We start from the raw sequence: 19750 nt of genomic DNA, 5'->3' as shown, positions 1-19750 counted from the left end.
TAGACTGTATCGTCTATTTATTGATATAGTAGACGAATTCGTCCGTTTTTATGCAAGCCGCTATGACGGTGGCACTCAGCACCCCTTGATGCCCTCATGAAAATCTACCCTCATCTCGTCGTTTGCGAACACTGCGACAGCGTGTACCGGCGCCGCGTCCTGGCTCCGGGCGATACGGCACGATGCGGGCGATGTGCTGCGGTTCTTTACCGTGGCAGCCATCTGACTGCCGACCGCTGGCTGGCACTGACCATGGCCGCAGCCATCCTGTTTATCATCGCCAACGTATATCCCGTCATCCGCATCAGTTTGCACGGGCTTCACAAGGAAGCCACGCTGTGGCAGTCAGCGGCCGCCCTGGCGCACGGGGCCGCAGCACCCATTGCCGTGCCGACCGCCTTGTCTATTATTCTTGTGCCGGCCATGCAGATCAGCCTGCTCGCGTGGGTTCTGGTCTATGCCAATTTCGGCCGGCGTGCCCCCGGCTTTGCGCAGGTGTTGCGTGCGCTGAACGCACTGCGGCCATGGAGCATGATAGAAGTGGCCCTGCTCGGCATCCTGGTAGCTGTCATCAAACTGTCCAGCTTCGTCCAAGTGGTGCCGGGGGCCGGCATTTGGGCCACTGCGGGATTGATGGTGCTGATCACGCTGATCGCCAACCGCGACACCCACTGGCTCTGGGAACTGACCGACCGCGACTGCTCATGCCAGACGGTGCACGCATGAACGGTCCTCCTTTTGCGAGTCAGTTGGGCGTGATCGCCTGCCACGTCTGCACATTCGTTTGTGAAGACACGCCAACCGAAACCAAGCCTGCTTCATGTCCGCGCTGCGGTACCACGCTGCACCGTCGCCATCCCGACAGCATCATGCGTGCCTGGGCCTTGCTGATCGCGAGCCTGATTTTCTACATTCCGGCCAATGTGCTGCCAGTCATGTATACGAGCCTGTTCGGCAATGGCAGCGAGAGCACCATCATGAGTGGTGTCATCGCCTTTTGGAAGTCGGGCTCTTACGGCATCGCCCTGGTGATCTTCATCGCCAGCGTGGCCATACCTTGCTGCAAGTTTCTGGCCTTGGGGCTGCTGTTGACGGCGTCGCAGCGCCGCAGCCGCCGGGCTCCGCATGAGCGGGCCAAACTCTATCGCATGGTCGAGCTTATCGGCTACTGGTCCATGCTCGATGTATTGGTGGTGGCAGTCGTCGCCGCCCTCGTTCAATTCCAGGGGCTGAGCGTCATCGAGCCACGCGTCGGCATCCTCTTCTTCGGCGTGGTGGTGATTCTGACCATGCTCTCGGCCATGAATTTCGACCCCCGCCTCATCTGGGATGGTGACAAAGAATGAACGACGTATCCAGACAAGTTCCTGAACCTGCTGATCCTCCCCTCGGCCCTCGTCGACGCATTTCGCTGGTGTGGCTGATACCGGGCCTGGCCGCATTGATCGGCCTGTCAATGCTGGTTCATGCCATACTGTCGGCGGGCCCCGAGATCACCATCAGATTTACCACGGCAGCCGGACTGGAAGCCGGCAAGACGCCGGTCAAGTACAGAGATGTAACTGTGGGCGTCGTCTCCGAGATCACACTGAGCGACGACGGTTCGCACGTTATCGCCACCGTATCGCTGACCAAGAGCGCGGCCAGTTTGACGCGCAAAGACACCCGTTTCTGGGTTGTACGCCCCCGCATCGGCGTCGGAGGCATATCGGGCGTCGACACGCTGCTTTCGGGCGCGTACGTCGCGGCGGATGCCGGGGCCGAACGAGAGACGGGCAATGCCTTCGTTGGCTTGGAAACGCCCCCTACAGTGGTAGGCGGAACGCCCGGCAAGTCCTTCGTCCTTCTTACCGAAGACCTGGGTTCGCTGGACATCAATTCACCCGTCTATTACCGCCGCATTCCGGTAGGCCGCGTGGCCTCGTACCAACTCGACAGCGATGGCAAACACGTCAGCCTGCAGATATTCATTGACGCGCCTTATGACCGCTACGTCACCGCCGACACCCGATTTTGGAATGCCAGCGGTGTGGATGTCTCGCTGGGTGCCGAGGGACTCAAGCTCAAGACGCAGTCCCTGGCCACGATTGTCGCAGGTGGCATCGCGTTCGCGGCGCCCGTGTACAGTCAGGCCGACGAAGCGCCCGAACATACGCAGTACACACTGGCGCCGGATCAGGCCAGCGCCATGGCTAAGCCGGACGGCCCGGCGCAGTTCATCCAGCTGAGATTCGAACAGTCGCTGCCTGGTCTGTCTGTCGGTGCACCGGTGCAGTTTGCCGGAATGAATCTGGGCAAGGTCGTATCGATGAGCCTGGACTACGATAAAGATAAACGCCGCTTCCCTACCATCGTAGGCATTGTGGTGTACCCGCAGCGCCTGGGCAGCGTGCGGGAAAAACTCCCCCTGCTCGAAGGCGACACACAGCAACGAGCCGCCCGGTTTCTGCGCAGCATGGTCGAGCATGGCCTACGCGCACAGGCCCGCTCGGGTAATTTGCTGACCGGGCAGCTGTATATCTCGCTGGACTTTGTACAAAATGCGCCCAACGTGGCGTTCGATGAGTCAGCGCGGCCACTGTCCCTACCCACCATCAGCGGCAGTTTCGACCGGGTGCAGGAGCAGGTCGCCAACATCGTCGGCAAACTCGACCAGGTGCCGATCGAATCGATCGGACGCAATCTGGATGCGACACTGGCGAACCTAAGCAAGATGCTGAAGCAGGTCAACAATCAGACGCTACCCGAAACAGCGAAGACCCTGCGGCTCGCCCGGCAGACGCTGGGTACCGCGCAAGGCATGTTGGTCGAAGATGCCCCGCTACAACAGAGCCTGGACCAGACCCTGCAAGAAGTGCAGCGCACTGCAAGATCAATCCGCGTGCTGACCGATCTGCTTGGACGCCATCCCGAGTCCCTATTGCGCGGCCGGCCCAGCAACCCGTCGACGGTCAGCGCAACCCGATCTACCTCTTCCCAGCAGGAGCCGCTGCAATGAATCGCCCCATCCGTCTTACCCTGATCGCGCTCGGCGTCTGCCTGGCAGGCTGCACCGCCTCAACACCAATTCGTCGATGCTGATTTATTCATTTTGACCGAAAACGGTCATTCAAGACGCAGCGTCACGCCGCCAACACGGGTCTTTGCATGACGCTATGATGACGGTTTAACCGGTCAGCATCCCCCAACCACGCCAATGCCGTCAGAATCGTCCTCACGGCGGTGCCTTTTTTCAGGCGCAAAAAAAGGATCTGCATGAAGGGCACCCCCTTCTTGGCAATCATACGCAGCAACCACTTGAGGTTATAGCCCGCCGCGCACAACACCGCATGCAGCCGGTCGCCTTCTTCACCTTTAAGGTGACAGCGATCCATCCGGTGATCCGCTTTCAAATGACCAATGATCGGTTCAATGGCTTGGCGTCGTTTCAGTTGCTTTCGCTCCAACGCCGTCAGCCGTTTTGGCTTGCCACGATGCACAATGCGCACCTGCGGATTGTCGGCATCCACGCCCCGGTAACCCAGGTCTACAAAGACCATGTCGGGTGCCTGCGCCGCACAGTCTTGCATCAGAATCGCGGCCTGTTCCAACTGTTCGTTGAGCGTATGCCCATCGTACGGATTGCGATGAAATGCCCGCGCGCCTACGATCAAATTGCCTTTGAACGTGCTGGCTATCCCGACCTTGACACCGAACTCATAGGGCCGACGCGCTTTACCCTTGCTGATGCAGTCGACTTCCGGGGCGTGCCAGGCGTACAGCTTGGGCTGGCCGTTGACGCTCTTGCGCTGAGCGCTTTGGGCCGCGATACGATTTGCCTTGTTCAAGACCTCATCCAGGGCGGCGCGTACCGCCTGGCCCAGCATGTTGGCCTTGCGATCCACCTCACGCGACAGGCGACCCACAATGGTTCGTTGACGTTTAATGGCCCGGCGCATGCGTTTGAACTGGCGGGCATGGGCATAACGGCCCGCTTGGCGGCTCAGTTGTGCACCTTCTTTGGCAAAGGTCTGCTTGAGCGAAATACCCACTGCTTTGGCGGCGTCCACCAGTTTGATCCGCGCGGTCTCTAACAGGCGGCTGTCCGTAGGATGTGCAATCGCCTTCTCCTGCACGGTGCTGTCCACAATCACGCGGCTCAACTCCTGGGGCTTGATCAGCTTGAGTTCGACGGCCACGTTGATGGTCTGTGCCAGCAACTCTTCAACCCCTTCTTCGCCCAACAGCTTGCGAAACTTCACCAACGTGGTGGCATCGCAAGGACGATGATGTTCAAAATACGCCTGACCCGCAAAGAACTGCCATGTTGGGGTTTCACCCCAACGCTCAACCACGCCCTCATCCGATTCGTTGAACGCATGCTTCAGATACAGCAGCGAAATCATGATCCGAAGCGGCACACGTGGACGGCCGGCATTGCTGCGCGAGGTCTGACGCTGCGCCTTCTCGCCAAACAAGTCCAGATCCGGCATCGCCACCCCTTCGTGCGCTTTACGAACGAACAAATGTGCCACCCGAGCCTCAAGTTCTTGCCATGGCATGCGCGAGGACAGCACCGCCAACGGGTGAAGCAGGTCAATCATCTGATCAATGCGAGAACGGAAAAAATCATCGGTGGCAGGACAGGCAAACATCGAAACAAAACTCCCAGAAAACAGCCTCTATTGAACAACAAACTGGGAGTTCCGGGTATCGGAAATTGCCCCAATTATCAGTGTTCATGCGGGTTGAGGGGATATTTCAGGGCCGACCAATTCGTTATCACACGCTGTTGTCGCCCGCTCCTGAAGCCACAGCATCAGCAGAGCCAGCGCCTTTCTTTATCGACGTATTGCCGGTTGGTATACCGGCACAGCTCGACCAGCCGCAGTGGGTCGTGCGGCGGGGTTCCACCGATATTTTTGTGCTCGACGACGAGCGCTGGCCCGGCTCTCTGGCTGACGAGTTCCGTAGTGCGTTATCGACTGAGCTGACACATCGCCTGGCTACCCAGGATATCGCCGGCTTGGCCGTGCCAGCAGGCAAACCGGCACTGAGAGTCAAACTGCAAGTCCGGCGCTTCGATGGCTGGCCCGGGGAACGAGCCCAGCTCGATGCTGACTGGAGCCTGGGTTTTGCAGATGACTCTGGAAATGCCCGGCTGGTCTGCCGCAGCCGCCTGGATGAACGCGCGCGAGGAGGATATCCTGAATTAGCGCAGGCTCAACAGCGCATGGTTGCCATGCTGGCGGCCGACATTGCCATGGGTGCGCGCGAGTGGGCCCGCTCGCGACGAGCGGATTGTCCGGAAGAGGGCGACATCACGCGACCAAGCCCGGCGATGGTCACGCCATAGCACCAGCGCTCTACTGAACAATGCAAAGTCACACCGTTTTCTAAGGAAATCAAATCTTGATGGACGCGATCATTGAACTGTTCACCGTCGTCGGGCTTGGACTAACGCTCATGCTACCACTGGCCAACCCGTTGACGTCCGTCACGCTACTGCTTTCGTTGGGCCGTAATATCCCTTGGAAAGAGCGTAATCGACAGATTACGCAAGCCGCCATTTACGTCGTACTCATCATGCTGGTCACCTACTTCGCGGGCCAGTGGGTAATGCGTTCATTTGGCATCTCGATTCCGGGGTTGCGTATCGCGGGCGGACTGATTGTGGCATTCATCGGATTCACGATGCTGTTTCCGACGCAGAACACAGTCGATATGCCCGAGGCCGAAGCCAACGCCGACGCCTTGGCACAGCGCAAACCCGTCAATATTGCGTTCGTCCCCCTGGCATTACCGGGAACGGCAGGCCCTGGCACGATCGCCTTTATCATCAGCGCCGCGGCATCGACCCAGCCGGGCTCCGTTTCCTATTCGACCCTGACGTTGATGGTGGCGCCCTTTATTATTTTCTCTTTGCTTGGGCTGATTTTCTGGTGCTGCCTGCGCAGTGCCGGGCGAATCAACGAACTGATCGGTGAGGGCGGAGTAGAGGCGATCTCGCGCGTGATGGGGTTCTTGCTGGTCTGCATGGGCATCCAGTTTCTGATTAACGGAATACTGGAAATTGTCCGCCAGTACTCGGCCGGAGCGCTTTAACACCTGCAAGGCGTTGACGTTGACCCTAGTGGCGGCACCGTCGGCGATAATGTCGCAGAATAATCGTGGTCAGCCAACTAGCTAGCACGCACAGCGAGAGTTCGATGCGTTCTGGTATGAGAGTCTAGCGCCAATCCGTCGCTCCGTTCCCAGACGGAAATCTCTACTTCTGATCCGGACTAATTCGGGGTTAGGGTCAATGAGCCAGTTGCCAGTCTGGAATTCGTGCACCACGGTGTACGACGCTCAGTGCCAGCAGGTGGCTAGCCTGGATCTCATAACTAACCCAACGCCCAGACTTGCCCACCATCTTGGCATAGTCCTCGACGCGCAGGTTGGAGAGCGCCTCAAACAAATCCAGGAGCCGGTTGCGCTCACGCTGCAATTTCGAAGGTCTGGGCATTGCGTATGCGGGCACCTGGAGCGCGGGCAGGCGTTTGGGCAGGTTGGCCGGTGTTGATGTCACTCTACCGGAGAAAGCTGCAGGTCCATTGCACACGCGAACACCCCAACGCCAAAGCGAGCTGCAATCCACAGATCCTTTAACTGGATGACCTGCAGGATAATCCCCGTCGACTGGGTCGGCCGAGATCTCCCGGTCGCTACAACCACGCGCACTCCCTCGTAAATCGCAACGACGCCCTAGCACGCCTCGATGCTGTCCAGTTGCGCCTGCTTTCAGAGCCGCCAGATACAACTGAACCGCTGCCCCCCCTACAAATCTACATATGTAGGGTTTTCCCTAATATGTACATGTTTTATATTTTAAATTATCCTATTTTCACATAAATGCGTCAACGATTGGCACGCGTGCGGGTTGATCCCCGCTTGTGGAGGAGACAGCCATCGTTTCGCGCACACACAACCACGGCGTGACTGCAATGCCTATGCAACACACCACCGCGCACTGTTACGGAGGAGCGGTAGCGCAGCACAGGAAGCAAACAGCTGGTTCGGGGAACCGACCACTCTTCGCATCAACAGGGCTCTCGATTTGAAAAAAAGCCGTGCATGAGCTCAGTTGCTCATGTAACCGGATCGACTACACCACCAGACGTACCCATCACATAGGAGGGGAAATGGACATAACCGCATCTGCAACACATTCAACGCCCATGTCGAAAAAAGACAGGCGAGTCATTGTTGCCGCATCCTTAGGCACCGTGTTCGAGTTTTACGACTTCTTCTTGATTGGCCTTTTGGCCACCGAGATCGCGAGGGTATTTTTCTCCGGAGTAAACCCAACGGATGGCTTCATTTTCACACTTCTTGGATTCGCGGCCGGCTTCATGCTGCGCCCATTCGGGGCAATCGTCTTTGGGCGCCTTGGGGATCTCGTCGGTCGCAAGTACACCTTCCTGGTCACTATCGTGTTGATGGGAGGATCGACTTTCCTGATCGGCGTACTCCCGTCATACGAAACCGCGGGTCTGATAGCGCCGATTGGTTTTGTACTGATGCGGATGATCCAGGGGCTGGCGCTTGGCGGGGAATTTGGCGGCGCCATGATCTACGTAGCCGAGCACGCACCAAGCAACAAAAGGGCTACGTGGACGGCATACGTGATCATGACGGCGGCAGCCGGCTTCTTGTTGGCAGTTGCGATCATCATCCCCATGCGCCTGACGATGGGAGCAGAAAATTTTATGGCGTGGGGATGGCGAGTTCCCTTCATCGTTTCCATTCTGCTTCTGGCCATTTCATTGTGGATTCGGTTGAAGCTGGACGAATCGCCTGAGTTCAAAAAAATGAAGGAAGAAGGCCGAGCCTCGAAGTCGCCGTTGGCCGAAGCGTTCGGTACTTGGAAGAACTTGAGATTGATGCTGATCGGTGTCCTGTGCATCCTGCCTGCGCAAGCGGTTCTCTGGTACACGGGACAGTTTTACTCGCTGTTCTTTCTGACAAAGGTCTTGAAAGTCGAAACGCTGACGGCCAACTTCATGCTGATCGCAGCGACGCTGCTCACTGCTCCGCTTTATATCGTCTTCGCCAACCTATCGGACCGCATCGGACGGCGCCCGGTCTACGTTGGCGGGTATGTGCTGGCGGCAATTTTGACCATTCCGATTTTTCAGGGGCTGACGCACTTTGCGAATCCGGCGCTGCAACGGGCACAGGAGAACGCTCCGATCACCATTGCATCCGATCCTGCCGATTGCTCTTTCCAGTTCAACCTGCTCGGCACGGCAAAATTCACCTCGCCGTGCGACGTCGCCACCAACGCAATGACCACGCTGGGACTGAACTACACCAGCACGCATACCTCGTCCGGAACGGCTGAAGTTCGCATCGGCGACAAAGTGATCACCTCTTACAAGGCAGACGCGCCAAATGCAGCCGAAGAAAAACGGAGGTTTGATTCGCAATTGCGTGAGGCACTCATTGCGACAAACTATCCGCTTGGCAGCGCAAATCCGGAAGAAATCAATGCACCAGCCATTGTCGCGCTGCTGATGGTGCTGCTTACCTTTGGGACCATTACATTTGCGCCATCCACGACTTCAATCCTGGAAATGTTCCCGTCACGTATCCGGTACACGGCCATGTCATTTCCATATCACATGAGCGCGGCATGGTTTGGTGGGTTCTTGCCTGCCACCGCGTTTGCGATTGTCGCGGCTACCGGGAACATATACGCCGGGATGTATTACCCCGTTGGGATCGCGATCGCATGCACAGTGTTAAGCCTGATTTTTGCTCGCGAAACCAAGGATAACGATATTTCAAGAGGGTAATAAACAAGAGCCGGTCAACCGAACCGGCCCGCATTTTCACTATGGATCGAGACGACGAAAGGAGAACAGATGAAAGAGCCCCAATACAGCGCGCGCATACAGCAACGCCTGGACGAACTGATCACCACCTACCGAGCGCCAGATGCAACAGCGAGCTATTTGCTGTGTGACCGCCATGACCCTGAGGCTATTGCTTATCGCATCGTTTCCGGCGATGGCATGTCGGATGCGCTTACCTATGGCCGATTGCGGGAAAGATCGGAAAGACTAGCGAGCAGTATGCGCAAGCAAGGCTATGGTGTTGGCGACCGAATCGCCACTTTGATGTCCAAGGGCGAAGACTATCTGGTGACACTGCTCGCCGTCTGGCGCCTTGGCGCGGTATACGTTCCACTATTCACGGCATTCGCCAAGCCCGCCATTGAGATGCGACTGGCCAACAGTGGCGCAAAGCTGGTGATTTGCGACGAGGTTCAAAGATCCAAACTCGACGGTCTGGCGGGCGAAAAACTGCCGGGACTTCGAGTGCTGACGGCAGGGGATGCCCCGATAACCGGCGCAACGCTTGCTGAGGTCGAAGCGCAGGGGGACGCGAGCTTTACCGCCCATGTGACGTCGGGTGACGGTCCTGTCATTGAAATCTACACCTCTGGCACGACCGGCAAGCCCAAGGGCGTCGTTGTGCCGCTGCGTGCTCTGGCTGGATTTCAGGCTTACGGCGAGTTCGGACTTGGCCTCTTGTCTGAAGACGTTTTTTGGAATGCCGCCGATCCGGGTTGGGCCTACGGGCTCTATTTTGGCGTGATCGTATCGCTGTCGACAGGGATTCAGTCGATCATGCATACCGAAAAATTCACGCCCGGTGGTACGCTCGCCGTACTCGAGCGGGAAGGCGTCACCAACCTCACCGCTGCGCCGACTGTCTATCGCAGCCTGAAAGCCCATGGCATTCCGGCCGGATTCGTGTCGCTGCGCTGCGCTTCCAGTGCGGGAGAGCCGCTGACTCCGGATGTCAATACTTGGGCGCCTGAACTGTTGGGCGCAGTGGTCCACGACCATTTTGGCCAGACCGAAGCGGGCATGTTGCTCAATAACCATCACCACCCTGACTTGCAACAGCCTGTCCTGCCCGGATCAATGGGGCGGTCGTTGCCAGGCTGGCACATGACGGTCATCGACCCCGACACTCATGAAGAACTGGGACCCAATCAGCCCGGCCTGCTGGCGGCGAACTTGTCGCTTAGTCCGTTGGCCTGGTTCGAGGGCTATGTGAATTCTCCCGAAAAAAATTCCGACCGGTTCACGCCATGCGGGCGCTGGTATCTGACTGGCGATTTGGCGACATACGACGAAGCGGGTTACTTCCGCTTTTCTTCCCGAGATGACGATGTGATCATCATGGCCGGTTACCGCATAGGGCCCTTCGACGTGGAGTCGGTCATCGCGATGCATCCCGCCGTGCGCGATGTTGCGGTGGTTGCCGTTCCTGATCAGATACGGGGCGAAGTCCTGGAGGCGGTCGTCGTGCTGAACGAAGGGTATTCGGGCGACGAGAAACTTTCGGAAGAAATCAAGAACAAGGTGCGTGTCGAGTATGCCGTACACGCTTATCCGCGCCGCATCCATTACCGCGATGATCTGCCGAAAACGCCATCGGGAAAGACACAGCGGTTTGTGCTGCGCAAGGAATTGCGGGACATGCTCGGAGGGAAGGAATGAGACTCATGGATGCAGCAGGTATCGTGACCGGGGCAGCCTCCGGATTGGGTCGTGCCACCGCTGAATTGCTGGCATCCCATGGCGCAAGGCTCGTGCTGATCGATCTGAACAAAGAAAAACTGGAAGCCTTGCAGGCCGGCTTGCCGGGCGATCACATCGCCGCCCAGGCAGACATTTGCGACCCCACGGCAGTCAGCAGCGCCATCGATCATGGGGTGTCGGCATTCGAGCAGCTTCGTTTCGTCGTCAATTGCGCCGGAATTCCTTCTGCGGCAAAGACAGTCTCGCGAGGCGTTGCCCATGACCTTGAGTTATGGAACCGAATCATCGCCATTAACCTGACAGGCTCATTCAACGTGTTGCGACTGGCAGCGGAGAAAATGATCGAAAACCAGCCAGACGATCATGGTCAGCGCGGTGTGATCGTGAACACAAGCTCCATCGCTGCCTTCGACGGATTGAAAGGACAAGCGGCTTACAGCGCGAGCAAGGCGGCCATCGTCGGCATGACGCTCCCCATTGCGCGCGACTTGGCGGAATATGGCATCCGCTGCATGACGGTGGCGCCGGGCGTTTTTGAAACCGAGCTCACCGCGAATGTCCCGGCGAAGGGCATGGAAGCCATGGAGAAGAGCTTCCTTTTTCCGAAGCGCACCGGGTTGCCGGACGAGTTCGCGCAGATGGTGCATTCCATCCTGACCAACCCGTACGTGAACGGCACCTGCTACCGCCTGGACGGTGGGGCGCGCTTTGCGCCATAAGAGCCCAGGACACAGCAATATCGATGGAAAACAAGGTGAAGTAATGGAACAAGCTGGATTGAAACACGCAGGACACCCGCTCACCCGTATCTGCAACGTGGACGCAGGCATCGCCTGGATCACGCTCGACCGTCCGGAAAAGGCCAACGCTGTCAGCTCCGGGCTGCTGGAAGACGTGATCGCCGCATTCGACGCGGCCGAAGCCGAGCCAGACGTGCGGGCGGTCATATTCTCCGGATCGGGGCGTAATTTCTGTGCAGGAGCTGACCTCGGTGAATTGCTGGAAGGAGGCAAGGCGGCAGTGCGGCGTCTCCTGGACAATTTCCGTGAAGTTTGCCGACGATTCGAATTGTCTCCCCTTCCCGTTGTCGGCATGGCGCACGGCGCCGTACGCGCCGGTGGACTTGAACTATTGTTGTGCTGCGACGCCGTAATCGCGGCGGACGATGCCACCATTGGCGATGCCCATGTGCTACGCGAACTCTTGCCCGGCGGCGGCAGCAGTGTCAGGCTGCCCCGCGTCATCGGCCATCAGCGGGCCAAATGGATGATTCTGTCGGGCAGCGTGATCAGCGCCACGCAGGCAATGGACTGGGGAATCGTGCACGCCGTCTCGCCGGCGCAGGCGTTGCGACAATGTGCAATCGGCCTCGCCGACGAAATCTCGGTTGCCGATCGACAGACGATACAACGGGCAAAATCCCTCTTTGTCGCCGCCCACGCGTTACCAATGGCAGAAGCGCTTGAGAACGAGATATCTACACTCGAAGCGCATTCGGACACGCACGCCATGCAAGACGGGCTGGCTCGATTTGTCGGCAGCCGTTAGGCTGACCGTCGACGGTCGGTCATCGTCGCTCGACGGCTCTCACGCAAAAGTCCGCAATTTCTCTGACGCTCTCTAGCCGTTGACGATCGGTCGCGTCGTTGTTGCGCGCCAGCGGGCCGACGAGCGCCTCGAACAATGACCCCACTATACATGCGGAGGAGACCTCCGGGTTTTGTTCAACGAAGTCGCCATTGCGCATGCCCCGTTCAATGATCGTTTCAAAGACGCGCATCAGCTTGCTTCGGTATTTCAACCGTTCGAGCTCAATGGCGGAGTCAACCGGCTCGGCTACCAATGCGTAGCCAAGCTGCTTCGCGCGGATGGCGCGGCTGCCGAAGGCATAGGCGCACGCCCGCAGCAGCGTCGCGGGCTCGTCATTTCCCATCGCGATCCCGGCAACGACATTGACCTCATGCTGCGAGACGTGGGAGACCACTTCCACCAGCAGGCTTTCCCGTGAACTGAAATACCGGTATAGGGTCGCGGGCGCCATGCCCGCGCGCTCGGCGATCGCATTGACCTGGGTGTCGCGAAACCCCACCTGCGCCACCAAATCAATCGCCGCCGCCAGAAAGCGCGCCCGTTTGTCATGCAGCGGCAAACTGTAGTTTGGCCGGCCGGCCCTCACCGCGTTGTGTGCCGCCCCGCTCTCGCCCTGCGTCGCATCCCCATTATCCGTTCGGGACAAGTACCAATTCTCGGCGAAATGCCGCGCCTTGCCCAAGTCTTCCGTCTTGGTGCTGATGCGCTCACTCTTGCCGTTGAATGTGGCTTGGCATTGCCAGAATCTGCTGTTCGGCCTGCGGTAGATGCTGACTCGCCCGCCCACTGCAGAGTGCTTCTCGTCAGCCATGACTGAATTTTCCGATTATGTGAAAAAGAAAAGGATGATGAATATAATTTCCACACAACACAATCGTACTTGAGTTCAGGCCCCCTGTTTCCCATAGGATTGCCCCAACGTAACGTCTGTGCGCCGTACATTTCGCCCATTTTTTGTTCTTGTCTAGACATCCATCCTATTGCTGAACGTTATCTGAGGTTTGCCCGGAACGAGGCGGCGGGCCGCTCGCCACTGCATGAGCAATGGGCAAGGCATGTCGCGCAGTTGGCCTCGGTCTTGGCCTATCTCGAAGCCCTGCCTGCTCCCAAGGGTCAACCCAATCTGTTGTTCGCGGCACTCCGGCATGCGGCAGGTACGCCTGCGTCGGCTGCCGAATTCGATGCGCGGCTGACGCAGCATGGCGCCGGAATCCGGGCGCGAATGCTGGCGCGATCCTCTGATATGAAGTCCCTCTCGGGAAATCAAAATCGATCGCAACGCCCATAGGTAGCTACCCGCTTCGAACGGCCGTACCCGCATGTCCGGCACTTGCTGGAAAACGGCAACTAGGTCGTCCGAATGCGTTCATTGGCCGCGATGCGATCCTGCATCCAGCCCGCCGGCTCGGCAAACCAGGTGCGCAGCACCGCCTGGCAGTAGCTCGGCGTACACAGCGCCATGATGGCCTGCACATTTTCCATGCGATCGATCAAGTGGCTGGCGCCGAAAGCCACCTCAGGCGATATCCGCTGAGCGATTCGGTCTCGGATGGCCCCAGATGGTCACCACATTCTGCGGATCGATGTCGCAGGCGCGCAGGTGCACGTAATCGCTGCCAGCATACAGCTGCCGAGAATAAAGCTGGTCGATGATCACGGTGGCGCCATAGCGATTCGCTAGGGCCGCAATGCGGTCAATTTCATTCTTGGAATAAATCACGCCGGCAGGATTGTTCGGGTTCGAGAACAGGAAGGTTTTGGCGCCGGCGCGAAACGCCTCCTCCATCTGGTCCAGCCGCAGACCGGCCTGACCACACGGATCCAGGTAATCCATTTGCGCGGGCACGATCTCGCCGCCCATGAACGCCACCAGCTTGCGATTCGCGAAGTAACCCGGTTCGCCGGTGGCGTCGGCGTCGCGTATCCCGAGCTGGCAAGGGTGATGCGCCAGCCTTGGGCCAGCAGAGCGGTGACGATGGCGGCGGCGCACCCACAAGAGCCGCGCACCGCTTGGCCGTTCTACTACGTGGGATAGCACAACCCGCCAACGTCATTGCCGACCACAGGCTGGGCTCCCTGCCCAGCGGGCCAGTGCTCCTCACGCATCACTGGCACCAAATCCTTGGCATCCTCGTCCCGGTCGGTAATCGGCCTTGCGGCCGGCGCCGACCACAGCGAAGCCTCGATCGCTTCGCACACCAACGCGGCCGTGCGTTCAAAGTTAGCCACCGTCAATGCCTCGATGGGGGCTGCGCCGCCCAACTGCTCGTGCGGGCGCCTCAAGGCGTGATAGACCTGCCAGCTATCGATGCACGGGCTGATCCGTCCGAGGACGGCGCGCACCAGCCGGCCCTTGAGGGGATCAAGCTGCCAGTCGGGCACCCGTTGACCCCGGTGACCTAAGCTCAAGGCGAGCACGTTGCGCGCCTGGATCTCGTAGCTGATCCAGCGACGCGACTTGCCGGCGAGTTGCGCGTACTCCACGACCCGCAGGTTGTGAGGCGCCTCGAACATGTCCAACAATTCGTTGCGCTCGCGCTGCAGGTCCGACAGCTTGGGTTTGGCGTAATCCGGCGTATCGACGGCGGGTAGACGCATCGCCTGCGGTGCCACAGCCGGCGCGTCCGGGGACGTAGGTGCCACCACCAGTACGGGGGGTGCGATATTGACGGGCGGCGGGTTGGCCGCTGCCTGGCCGGGAATCGTCGGCAGTCCGTGCAGGGTTACGGTCAGGTGCACGCTGGCGGCCTGCACATGACCTCGCTCGAACAGATCGAGCCGGTCGGCCCAGTCCTGCATCATCACCCGGCGCTGCTCCACGTACTCAGCGTGGTTGTAAGTGGCGCTGATCCGGTTTGGATCGGCATGGGAGAGTTGCGCATCGACCCACACCTTGGGGTAGCCCAATTCGTTGAGTGCGGTGGACATGGTCGCGCGAAGGCCATGACCGGTCAGCAGCCCCTCGTAACCCATCCGCTTCAACGCATGGTTCACCGTGTTCTCGCTGATCGGCCGCTTCAGGCTCTGCAAACCGGGGATCAGATAGATTTGCGCGGGCTTGACGTTCTCCAGCAAATGACGCACGACCTCCTGGGCCTGCACCGAGAGCGGCACAATGTAGGGCGGAATTTCGGTCAAACGCTGACGCTTGTTGCGCTTGAGTTGCCTGCGTTGTTTGAGCCTGAAGATCGGAATGCGCCACAGGCCTTGGTCCAGATCGAACTGCTCCGGAGTGGCATGGCGCAGCTCGCCGGTACGCACGCCCGTCAGCAGCAACAGGCGGATCGCCAACTGCGTTTGCTGCCTGCCCCGGTACTTGCGCAGAGTCTGCAACATCGGAGGCAGTTCGATCATCCGCAGGAACGGATTGTGGTCGGCCGGCGGCAAAGGGATCGCGACCGCATCCAGGTCGGTGGCCGGGTTTTCGCCCATCCCCGGGACCACAACCTTGGCGTACCGGAACAACTGGGTGAACCAGGTACGCACTTTCTCGGCCACCGACAACGAGCCGCGCTTTTCGATCCGGCCGAGAATATCCAGCAGGTGCGCGCGGGTGATGTCGTGGATATGCATGTGCCGTAGGACGGGAAACACGTCCTTTTTGAAGACCCGCCGGATCTGGTCGAGGCTGGTTTGCCGGCCTTCCTCCAGCGCCAGCTTGCGATGATCGCGCCAGCGCTCATAGACGGCCATGAAAGTATGCTCGCTGGCCACGACCATGGCGTGGTGCTGACGTTTGCGTTCCACCTTGGGGTTCAGGCCTTTGGCCAATTGGGCGCGCGCCTGATCCCGCAGCACCCGCGCCTCGCGCAGAGAGACCTCCGGATACGTACCCAACGAGATGCGCTTTTCCCGGCCCGCGAAGGTGAAGCGAAAGTGCCAGGCCTTGCGGCCCTTGGGAGGAATAAAGAGGGACAACCCTTCGCCGTCGAGGATGGCCCGGGCCTTGTCCGTGGCCCGCGCTTGCCGGACCGTCATGTCTGTCAGAGCCATGCGTTCACTCCTGAAGAAGTCAGGTTGAACCCATGTTCCCTTCACCCGCCGAACGTGCCCACCAACAATCCGGCATCCGGCTTTCCGCATTGATGTACGGATTAATGTACGGATTTGGACTGGATGTACGGAGCTTTCGGGAGACGTCAGTGGACTTAGCCACCAAGATAAAGTTCCGAAGAATCAATGACTTGGAGACGTCCTGAGCCGTCCGTAGAACACCGTGGAAAGTCTGTGTGGAGCGGGTGATGGGAATCGAACCCACGCTTGAGGCTTGGGAAGCCGCCGTTCTACCATTGAACTACACCCGCCTTGGGTGTCGTGCCCCGGCGCAACACCTGGGCAGAGGCGCGATTATAGCGCGGGTTGATGCCCTTTCGGCGGGCTGTCTGGCCGGGGCCGGGAATCCCGCTCAAAACATGTCCCTAATTTAGTGCATCCGGACGACGCCGGGGCGGCGGGCCTGCCACTACAATTCGGGCTATGAACATGAACACCCCCGCGAACACCCCCGAAAACCCTCCCGCGCCGCCGGAGGCGTCCTCTTCCATGTCGCCCGAAACACAGGCCACGCTGGCCAGCGCCGCGCGCGCGCCGAACAGCCCGGGCGCCACCCATATCCGCAGTTTCGTGCATCGCCGCGGCCATATCACGCAGGGCCAGCAGGCGGCGCTGGAGCGCCTGATGGGCCAGTGGTCCATCCCCTATGCGCCGCGCCGGCTGGACCCGGCGGCCGCGTTCGGCCGCGAGGCGCCGACGGTGCTGGAGATCGGCTTCGGGATGGGCGANCCGAACAGCCCGGGCGCCACCCATATCCGCAGTTTCGTGCATCGCCGCGGCCATATCACGCAGGGCCAGCAGGCGGCGCTGGAGCGCCTGATGGGCCAGTGGTCCATCCCCTATGCGCCGCGCCGGCTGGACCCGGCGGCCGCGTTCGGCCGCGAGGCGCCGACGGTGCTGGAGATCGGCTTCGGGATGGGCGAGACCACCGAGAAGATCGCCCTGGCCCGCCCGGACGACAATTTCCTGGGCGTGGAGGTTTTCAACGCCGGCGTCGGCTCGCTGCTGCGCCGTATCGAAGACTCCAGCATCCAGAACCTGCGCATCATCCAGCACGACGCGGTGGAAGTGGTGCGCGACATGATCGCGCCCGATTCGCTGGCCGGCGTGCACGTGTACTTCCCCGATCCATGGCCGAAGAAGCGGCACCACAAGCGCCGGCTGCTGCAGCCGCCGTTCGTGTCGCTGCTGGCCAGCCGCATCGCGCCGGGCGGCTACGTTCACTGCGCGACGGACTGGGAAGACTACGCGGTGCAGATGCTGGAAGTGCTGAGCAACGAGCCGCTGCTTGCCAATACCGTGGACGGCTACGCGCCGCGCCCCGATTACCGCCCCCTGACCAAATTCGAGACGCGCGGCCTGCGGCTGGGCCATGGCGTCTGGGACCTGATCTTCAAGCGAGTCGCCTGATGCTTTATCCGCCGATCGAACCCTACCGCCAAGGCACGCTGGACACCGGCGACGGCCACCAGATCTATTGGGAGCTTTGCGGCAATCCGCAGGGCAAGCCCGCCGTGTTCCTGCACGGCGGCCCCGGCAGCGGCTGCTCGCCCGTGCACCGCCAGCTGTTCGACCCGCAGCGCTACAACGTGCTGCTGTTCGACCAGCGCGGCTGCGGCCGTTCGCAGCCGCACGCCAGCCTGGAGAACAATACCACCTGGCATCTGGTCTCGGACATCGAGCGCCTGCGTACCGAGGTGATGGGCGCGGACAAGTGGCTGGTGTTCGGCGGATCCTGGGGTTCGACGCTGGCGCTGGCCTATGCCGAGACGCACGTGCCGCACGTCAGCGAGCTGGTGCTGCGCGGGATCTTCGGGCTGCGCCGCGCCGAGATCCAATGGTTCTACCAGGAAGGCGCGTCGTGGCTGTTTCCCGACCGCTGGGAGGAATACCTGGCGCCGATTCCGGAGAGCGAGCGCGGCGACCTGGTGGCGGCCTATCACAAGCGCCTGACGGGCGACGATCCGGCCGAGCAGCTGCGCGCCGCGAAGGCCTGGAGCAAGTGGGAGGACAGCACCATCACGCTGCTGCCCAGCCCGCGCCACCAGCAAAGCCATGCCGCCGACCGCGCTGCGCTGGCCTTCGCGCGCATCGAGAACCACTATTTCGTGAACGGCGGCTTCATGGAAGAAGGCCAGCTGATCCGCGACGCCCACAAGCTGCGCGGCATTCCCGGCACCATCGTCCAGGGCCGCTACGACGTCTGCACGCCCGCCCGCACCGCCTGGGACCTGCACCGCGCCTGGCCCGAGGCGGAATTCCACCTGGTCCCGGACGCGGGCCACGCCTTCGATGAACCCGGCACGCTGGCGCGCCTGCTCGCCGCCACCGACGCCTACGCGCGATAGCCAACTGAAGGAGACCTGCATGCACATCACCCTGAACGGAGACGCCCGCGAATTCCCGCTGGACACCACCGTGATCGAATTGCTCGAGACCCTGGGCTACGCCGGCAAGCGCGTGGCGGTGGAGCGCAACGGCGAGATCGTGCCCAAGAGCCAGCACGCGCAGACCGCGCTGTCCGACGGCGACCAGATCGAGATCGTGGTGGCCGTGGGCGGCGGCTGAAGCGCCGCCGTCCCCTCCCGCCTGTGACAAGGCAATGACAAGGGCCGCGCAACTGCGGCCCTTGTCATGTCTACGCCTGCCGCCGGACCCGGTTTCGGTCCGCGCCGACGCATTCCGTGCAAAGTGGCGGGCATTCTTGCGTAGTCTGGCAAGAGGCTAGCAACCTGTTACACGTTAACCCCTCTCCCATCCCGGATCTGCGAGTGATAATCGTCCCTGGCATTTTGTTTTCTCAACGCAACACACATAAAGGAAACACTATGGGTCTGCTCAATTTCATCAAGGACGTCGGGGAAAAGCTTTTCGGCGCCAGCGAGGCCAAGGCCGCAACGGCGGACGAATTGAAGAAAGAGCTCGATAAACACGGGCTGAACGCCGATGGCCTGCAGATCTCGGTCGACGGCGACAAGGTCACCGTGGCGGGCGAGGCCCTGAGCACGGAAGAGGCCGAGAAAATCGCGCTGGCCCTGGGCAACACCGTAGGCGTCGCGCAGGTGGACAACCAGTTGAAGGTGCAGCAGGCCACGCCCGAAGCCAAGATGTACACGGTGCAGAAGGGCGACAACCTGTGGAAGATCGCGGAAGCGCAATACGGCAAGGGCCAGGGCGCCAAGAACACGCTGATCTTCGAGGCCAACAAGCCGATGCTGACCAGCCCCGACAAGATCTATCCGGGCCAGGTGCTGCGCATCCCGCCGCTGGCTTGAGGTAAACGGAAAAGGAACAAGCCGGAAGGCACCCATGCGCTTTCCGGCTTGCATCGCGGCAGCGCCCCCTGCTGGCCGCGATTACTTGGCCAGATGCAATGTCTGGCCATTTTTTTGGTTGGGCGGCCTGGCGGGGATTACTGGAACAGTCGGGGATCGTAGGATGGGTGCAGCGCGAGAGTTCTTGAGCAAGAACTCAAGTATCCAGCGCGCGTAACCCATCAGGCGGCGCCAGCCGCCGGGTTTCTTGGC

General features: G+C 60.2%; 20 protein-coding genes, 1 tRNA gene and 1 pseudogene. 15 read left to right on the top strand and 7 right to left on the bottom strand.

From position 1 onward, the window contains the following. Positions 1 to 96: 96 nt before the first annotated feature. From C1I89_RS14580 to C1I89_RS14570, 3 genes are read left to right on the top strand one after another with little or no spacing between them, the layout of a single operon-like run. Complete coding sequence (locus C1I89_RS14580) at positions 97 to 726, top strand: paraquat-inducible protein A (RefSeq protein WP_102773459.1); 630 nt, start codon at positions 97 to 99, stop codon at positions 724 to 726. After that, complete coding sequence (locus C1I89_RS14575; protein ID WP_102773458.1) at positions 723 to 1346, top strand: paraquat-inducible protein A; 624 nt, start codon at positions 723 to 725, stop codon at positions 1344 to 1346. Before C1I89_RS14580 ends, C1I89_RS14575 begins: the two co-directional genes overlap by 4 nt. After that, the gene (locus C1I89_RS14570; protein ID WP_102773457.1) at positions 1343 to 2998 is read left to right on the top strand and encodes a PqiB family protein; all 1656 of its coding nucleotides are present in this window, start codon (positions 1343 to 1345) and stop codon (positions 2996 to 2998) included. The genes C1I89_RS14575 and C1I89_RS14570 overlap by 4 nt, the downstream gene beginning before the upstream one ends. Before the next feature lie 124 nt (positions 2999 to 3122). Here the strand turns inward: C1I89_RS14570 and C1I89_RS14565 are convergent, their stop codons facing one another. After that, positions 3123 to 4634 (bottom strand): IS5 family transposase, encoded by a 1512-nt coding sequence (locus C1I89_RS14565; protein WP_258231431.1) that lies wholly within the window; start codon positions 4632 to 4634, stop codon positions 3123 to 3125. 86 nt (positions 4635 to 4720) lie between these two features. On the opposite strand from C1I89_RS14565, the gene C1I89_RS14560 reads away from it, so the two are divergent. Both C1I89_RS14560 and C1I89_RS14555 read left to right on the top strand, forming a co-directional pair. Next, the gene (locus C1I89_RS14560; protein WP_102773456.1) at positions 4721 to 5335 is read left to right on the top strand and encodes a PqiC family protein; all 615 of its coding nucleotides are present in this window, start codon (positions 4721 to 4723) and stop codon (positions 5333 to 5335) included. A 56-nt stretch (positions 5336 to 5391) separates the two neighbouring features. Next, positions 5392 to 6084 (top strand): MarC family NAAT transporter, encoded by a 693-nt coding sequence (locus tag C1I89_RS14555; protein ID WP_308810274.1) that lies wholly within the window; start codon positions 5392 to 5394, stop codon positions 6082 to 6084. Positions 6085 to 6280: 196 nt separating this feature from the next. Here the strand turns inward: C1I89_RS14555 and C1I89_RS34095 are convergent, their stop codons facing one another. Beyond that, positions 6281 to 6487, bottom strand: a complete 207-nt coding sequence (locus C1I89_RS34095) for a hypothetical protein (RefSeq protein ID WP_146196904.1) — start codon at positions 6485 to 6487, stop codon at positions 6281 to 6283. A 676-nt stretch (positions 6488 to 7163) separates the two neighbouring features. Here C1I89_RS34095 and C1I89_RS14550 point away from each other — a divergent pair. From C1I89_RS14550 to C1I89_RS14535, 4 genes are all read left to right on the top strand, one after another. Further along, positions 7164 to 8819 (top strand): MFS transporter, encoded by a 1656-nt coding sequence (locus C1I89_RS14550; RefSeq protein ID WP_102773454.1) that lies wholly within the window; start codon positions 7164 to 7166, stop codon positions 8817 to 8819. Between the two features lie 69 nt (positions 8820 to 8888). Beyond that, on the top strand, positions 8889 to 10538 hold the full coding sequence (locus C1I89_RS14545) for an AMP-binding protein (protein WP_102773453.1): 1650 nt from the start codon (positions 8889 to 8891) through the stop codon (positions 10536 to 10538). A gap of 5 nt (positions 10539 to 10543) precedes the next feature. Continuing rightward, positions 10544 to 11299 carry an SDR family NAD(P)-dependent oxidoreductase gene (locus C1I89_RS14540; RefSeq protein WP_258231430.1) on the top strand — a complete coding sequence of 252 codons (756 nt, stop codon included), beginning with the start codon at positions 10544 to 10546 and terminating at the stop codon, positions 11297 to 11299. 43 nt (positions 11300 to 11342) lie between these two features. Next, positions 11343 to 12128, top strand: coding sequence for an enoyl-CoA hydratase/isomerase family protein (locus C1I89_RS14535; RefSeq protein WP_102773451.1), 786 nt, complete (start codon positions 11343 to 11345; stop codon positions 12126 to 12128). A gap of 19 nt (positions 12129 to 12147) precedes the next feature. Here the strand turns inward: C1I89_RS14535 and C1I89_RS14530 are convergent, their stop codons facing one another. After that, entirely contained in the window at positions 12148 to 12981 is an 834-nt protein-coding gene (locus tag C1I89_RS14530; RefSeq protein WP_102773450.1) for a TetR/AcrR family transcriptional regulator, read from the bottom strand. Positions 12982 to 13050: 69 nt separating this feature from the next. Here C1I89_RS14530 and C1I89_RS14525 point away from each other — a divergent pair, with 69 nt between their 5' ends. Further along, positions 13051 to 13458, top strand: coding sequence for a DUF2332 family protein (locus C1I89_RS14525; protein ID WP_308810273.1), 408 nt, complete (start codon positions 13051 to 13053; stop codon positions 13456 to 13458). 59 nt (positions 13459 to 13517) lie between these two features. Here the strand turns inward: C1I89_RS14525 and C1I89_RS35230 are convergent, their stop codons facing one another. From C1I89_RS35230 to C1I89_RS14510, 4 genes are all read right to left on the bottom strand, one after another. Beyond that, positions 13518 to 13664 carry a hypothetical protein gene (locus C1I89_RS35230; RefSeq protein ID WP_258231428.1) on the bottom strand — a complete coding sequence of 49 codons (147 nt, stop codon included), beginning with the start codon at positions 13662 to 13664 and terminating at the stop codon, positions 13518 to 13520. Positions 13665 to 13686: 22 nt separating this feature from the next. Continuing rightward, complete coding sequence (locus tag C1I89_RS35225; protein ID WP_258231451.1) at positions 13687 to 14160, bottom strand: aminotransferase class I/II-fold pyridoxal phosphate-dependent enzyme; 474 nt, start codon at positions 14158 to 14160, stop codon at positions 13687 to 13689. Positions 14161 to 14192: 32 nt separating this feature from the next. Next, complete coding sequence (locus C1I89_RS14515; RefSeq protein ID WP_219929582.1) at positions 14193 to 16163, bottom strand: tyrosine-type recombinase/integrase; 1971 nt, start codon at positions 16161 to 16163, stop codon at positions 14193 to 14195. A gap of 237 nt (positions 16164 to 16400) precedes the next feature. Next, positions 16401 to 16474, bottom strand: a tRNA-Gly gene (locus tag C1I89_RS14510). A gap of 172 nt (positions 16475 to 16646) precedes the next feature. Here C1I89_RS14510 and C1I89_RS35870 point away from each other — a divergent pair. From C1I89_RS35870 to lysM, 5 genes and pseudogenes are all read left to right on the top strand, one after another. Beyond that, positions 16647 to 16949, top strand: a pseudogene (locus tag C1I89_RS35870) (tRNA (guanosine(46)-N7)-methyltransferase TrmB); the annotation flags it as partial. Continuing rightward, positions 16923 to 17633: a tRNA (guanosine(46)-N7)-methyltransferase TrmB gene (trmB, locus tag C1I89_RS14500; protein WP_440130638.1), complete on the top strand. Its 711-nt coding sequence runs from the start codon at positions 16923 to 16925 to the stop codon at positions 17631 to 17633. The pseudogene C1I89_RS35870 and the gene trmB, both read left to right, overlap by 27 nt. Further along, positions 17633 to 18571 (top strand): prolyl aminopeptidase, encoded by a 939-nt coding sequence (pip, locus tag C1I89_RS14495; protein ID WP_102773449.1) that lies wholly within the window; start codon positions 17633 to 17635, stop codon positions 18569 to 18571. The genes trmB and pip overlap by 1 nt, the downstream gene beginning before the upstream one ends. A gap of 19 nt (positions 18572 to 18590) precedes the next feature. Continuing rightward, positions 18591 to 18791, top strand: a complete 201-nt coding sequence (thiS, locus tag C1I89_RS14490) for a sulfur carrier protein ThiS (protein ID WP_102773448.1) — start codon at positions 18591 to 18593, stop codon at positions 18789 to 18791. A gap of 260 nt (positions 18792 to 19051) precedes the next feature. Beyond that, positions 19052 to 19498 (top strand): peptidoglycan-binding protein LysM, encoded by a 447-nt coding sequence (gene lysM, locus C1I89_RS14485; RefSeq protein ID WP_102773447.1) that lies wholly within the window; start codon positions 19052 to 19054, stop codon positions 19496 to 19498. The last annotated feature ends 252 nt before the right edge of the window (positions 19499 to 19750 follow it).

The sequence above is a fragment of the Achromobacter pulmonis genome (assembly GCF_002885955.2).
GTDB lineage: Bacteria > Pseudomonadota > Gammaproteobacteria > Burkholderiales > Burkholderiaceae_B > Achromobacter > Achromobacter pulmonis_A.
The sequence above is the reverse complement of the archived record's forward strand: the minus strand, read 5'-3'. Positions and strand labels throughout refer to the sequence as shown.

Excerpts from the sequence above, each read along its gene's own strand:
- C1I89_RS14580 (WP_102773459.1), top strand. The coding sequence starts at position 97 with ATGAAAATCTACCCTCATCTCGTCGTTTGCGAACACTGCGACAGCGTG.
- C1I89_RS14575 (WP_102773458.1), top strand. The coding sequence starts at position 723 with ATGAACGGTCCTCCTTTTGCGAGTCAGTTGGGCGTGATCGCCTGCCAC.
- C1I89_RS14570 (WP_102773457.1), top strand. The coding sequence starts at position 1,343 with ATGAACGACGTATCCAGACAAGTTCCTGAACCTGCTGATCCTCCCCTC.
- C1I89_RS14565 (WP_258231431.1), bottom strand. The coding sequence starts at position 4,634 with ATGTTTGCCTGTCCTGCCACCGATGATTTTTTCCGTTCTCGCATTGAT.
- C1I89_RS14560 (WP_102773456.1), top strand. The coding sequence starts at position 4,721 with ATGCGGGTTGAGGGGATATTTCAGGGCCGACCAATTCGTTATCACACG.
- C1I89_RS34095 (WP_146196904.1), bottom strand. The coding sequence starts at position 6,487 with ATGCCCAGACCTTCGAAATTGCAGCGTGAGCGCAACCGGCTCCTGGAT.
- C1I89_RS14550 (WP_102773454.1), top strand. The coding sequence starts at position 7,164 with ATGGACATAACCGCATCTGCAACACATTCAACGCCCATGTCGAAAAAA.
- C1I89_RS14545 (WP_102773453.1), top strand. The coding sequence starts at position 8,889 with ATGAAAGAGCCCCAATACAGCGCGCGCATACAGCAACGCCTGGACGAA.
- C1I89_RS14540 (WP_258231430.1), top strand. The coding sequence starts at position 10,544 with ATGGATGCAGCAGGTATCGTGACCGGGGCAGCCTCCGGATTGGGTCGT.
- C1I89_RS14535 (WP_102773451.1), top strand. The coding sequence starts at position 11,343 with ATGGAACAAGCTGGATTGAAACACGCAGGACACCCGCTCACCCGTATC.
- C1I89_RS14530 (WP_102773450.1), bottom strand. The coding sequence starts at position 12,981 with ATGGCTGACGAGAAGCACTCTGCAGTGGGCGGGCGAGTCAGCATCTAC.
- C1I89_RS14515 (WP_219929582.1), bottom strand. The coding sequence starts at position 16,163 with ATGGCTCTGACAGACATGACGGTCCGGCAAGCGCGGGCCACGGACAAG.
- pip (WP_102773449.1), top strand. The coding sequence starts at position 17,633 with ATGCTTTATCCGCCGATCGAACCCTACCGCCAAGGCACGCTGGACACC.
- thiS (WP_102773448.1), top strand. The coding sequence starts at position 18,591 with ATGCACATCACCCTGAACGGAGACGCCCGCGAATTCCCGCTGGACACC.
- lysM (WP_102773447.1), top strand. The coding sequence starts at position 19,052 with ATGGGTCTGCTCAATTTCATCAAGGACGTCGGGGAAAAGCTTTTCGGC.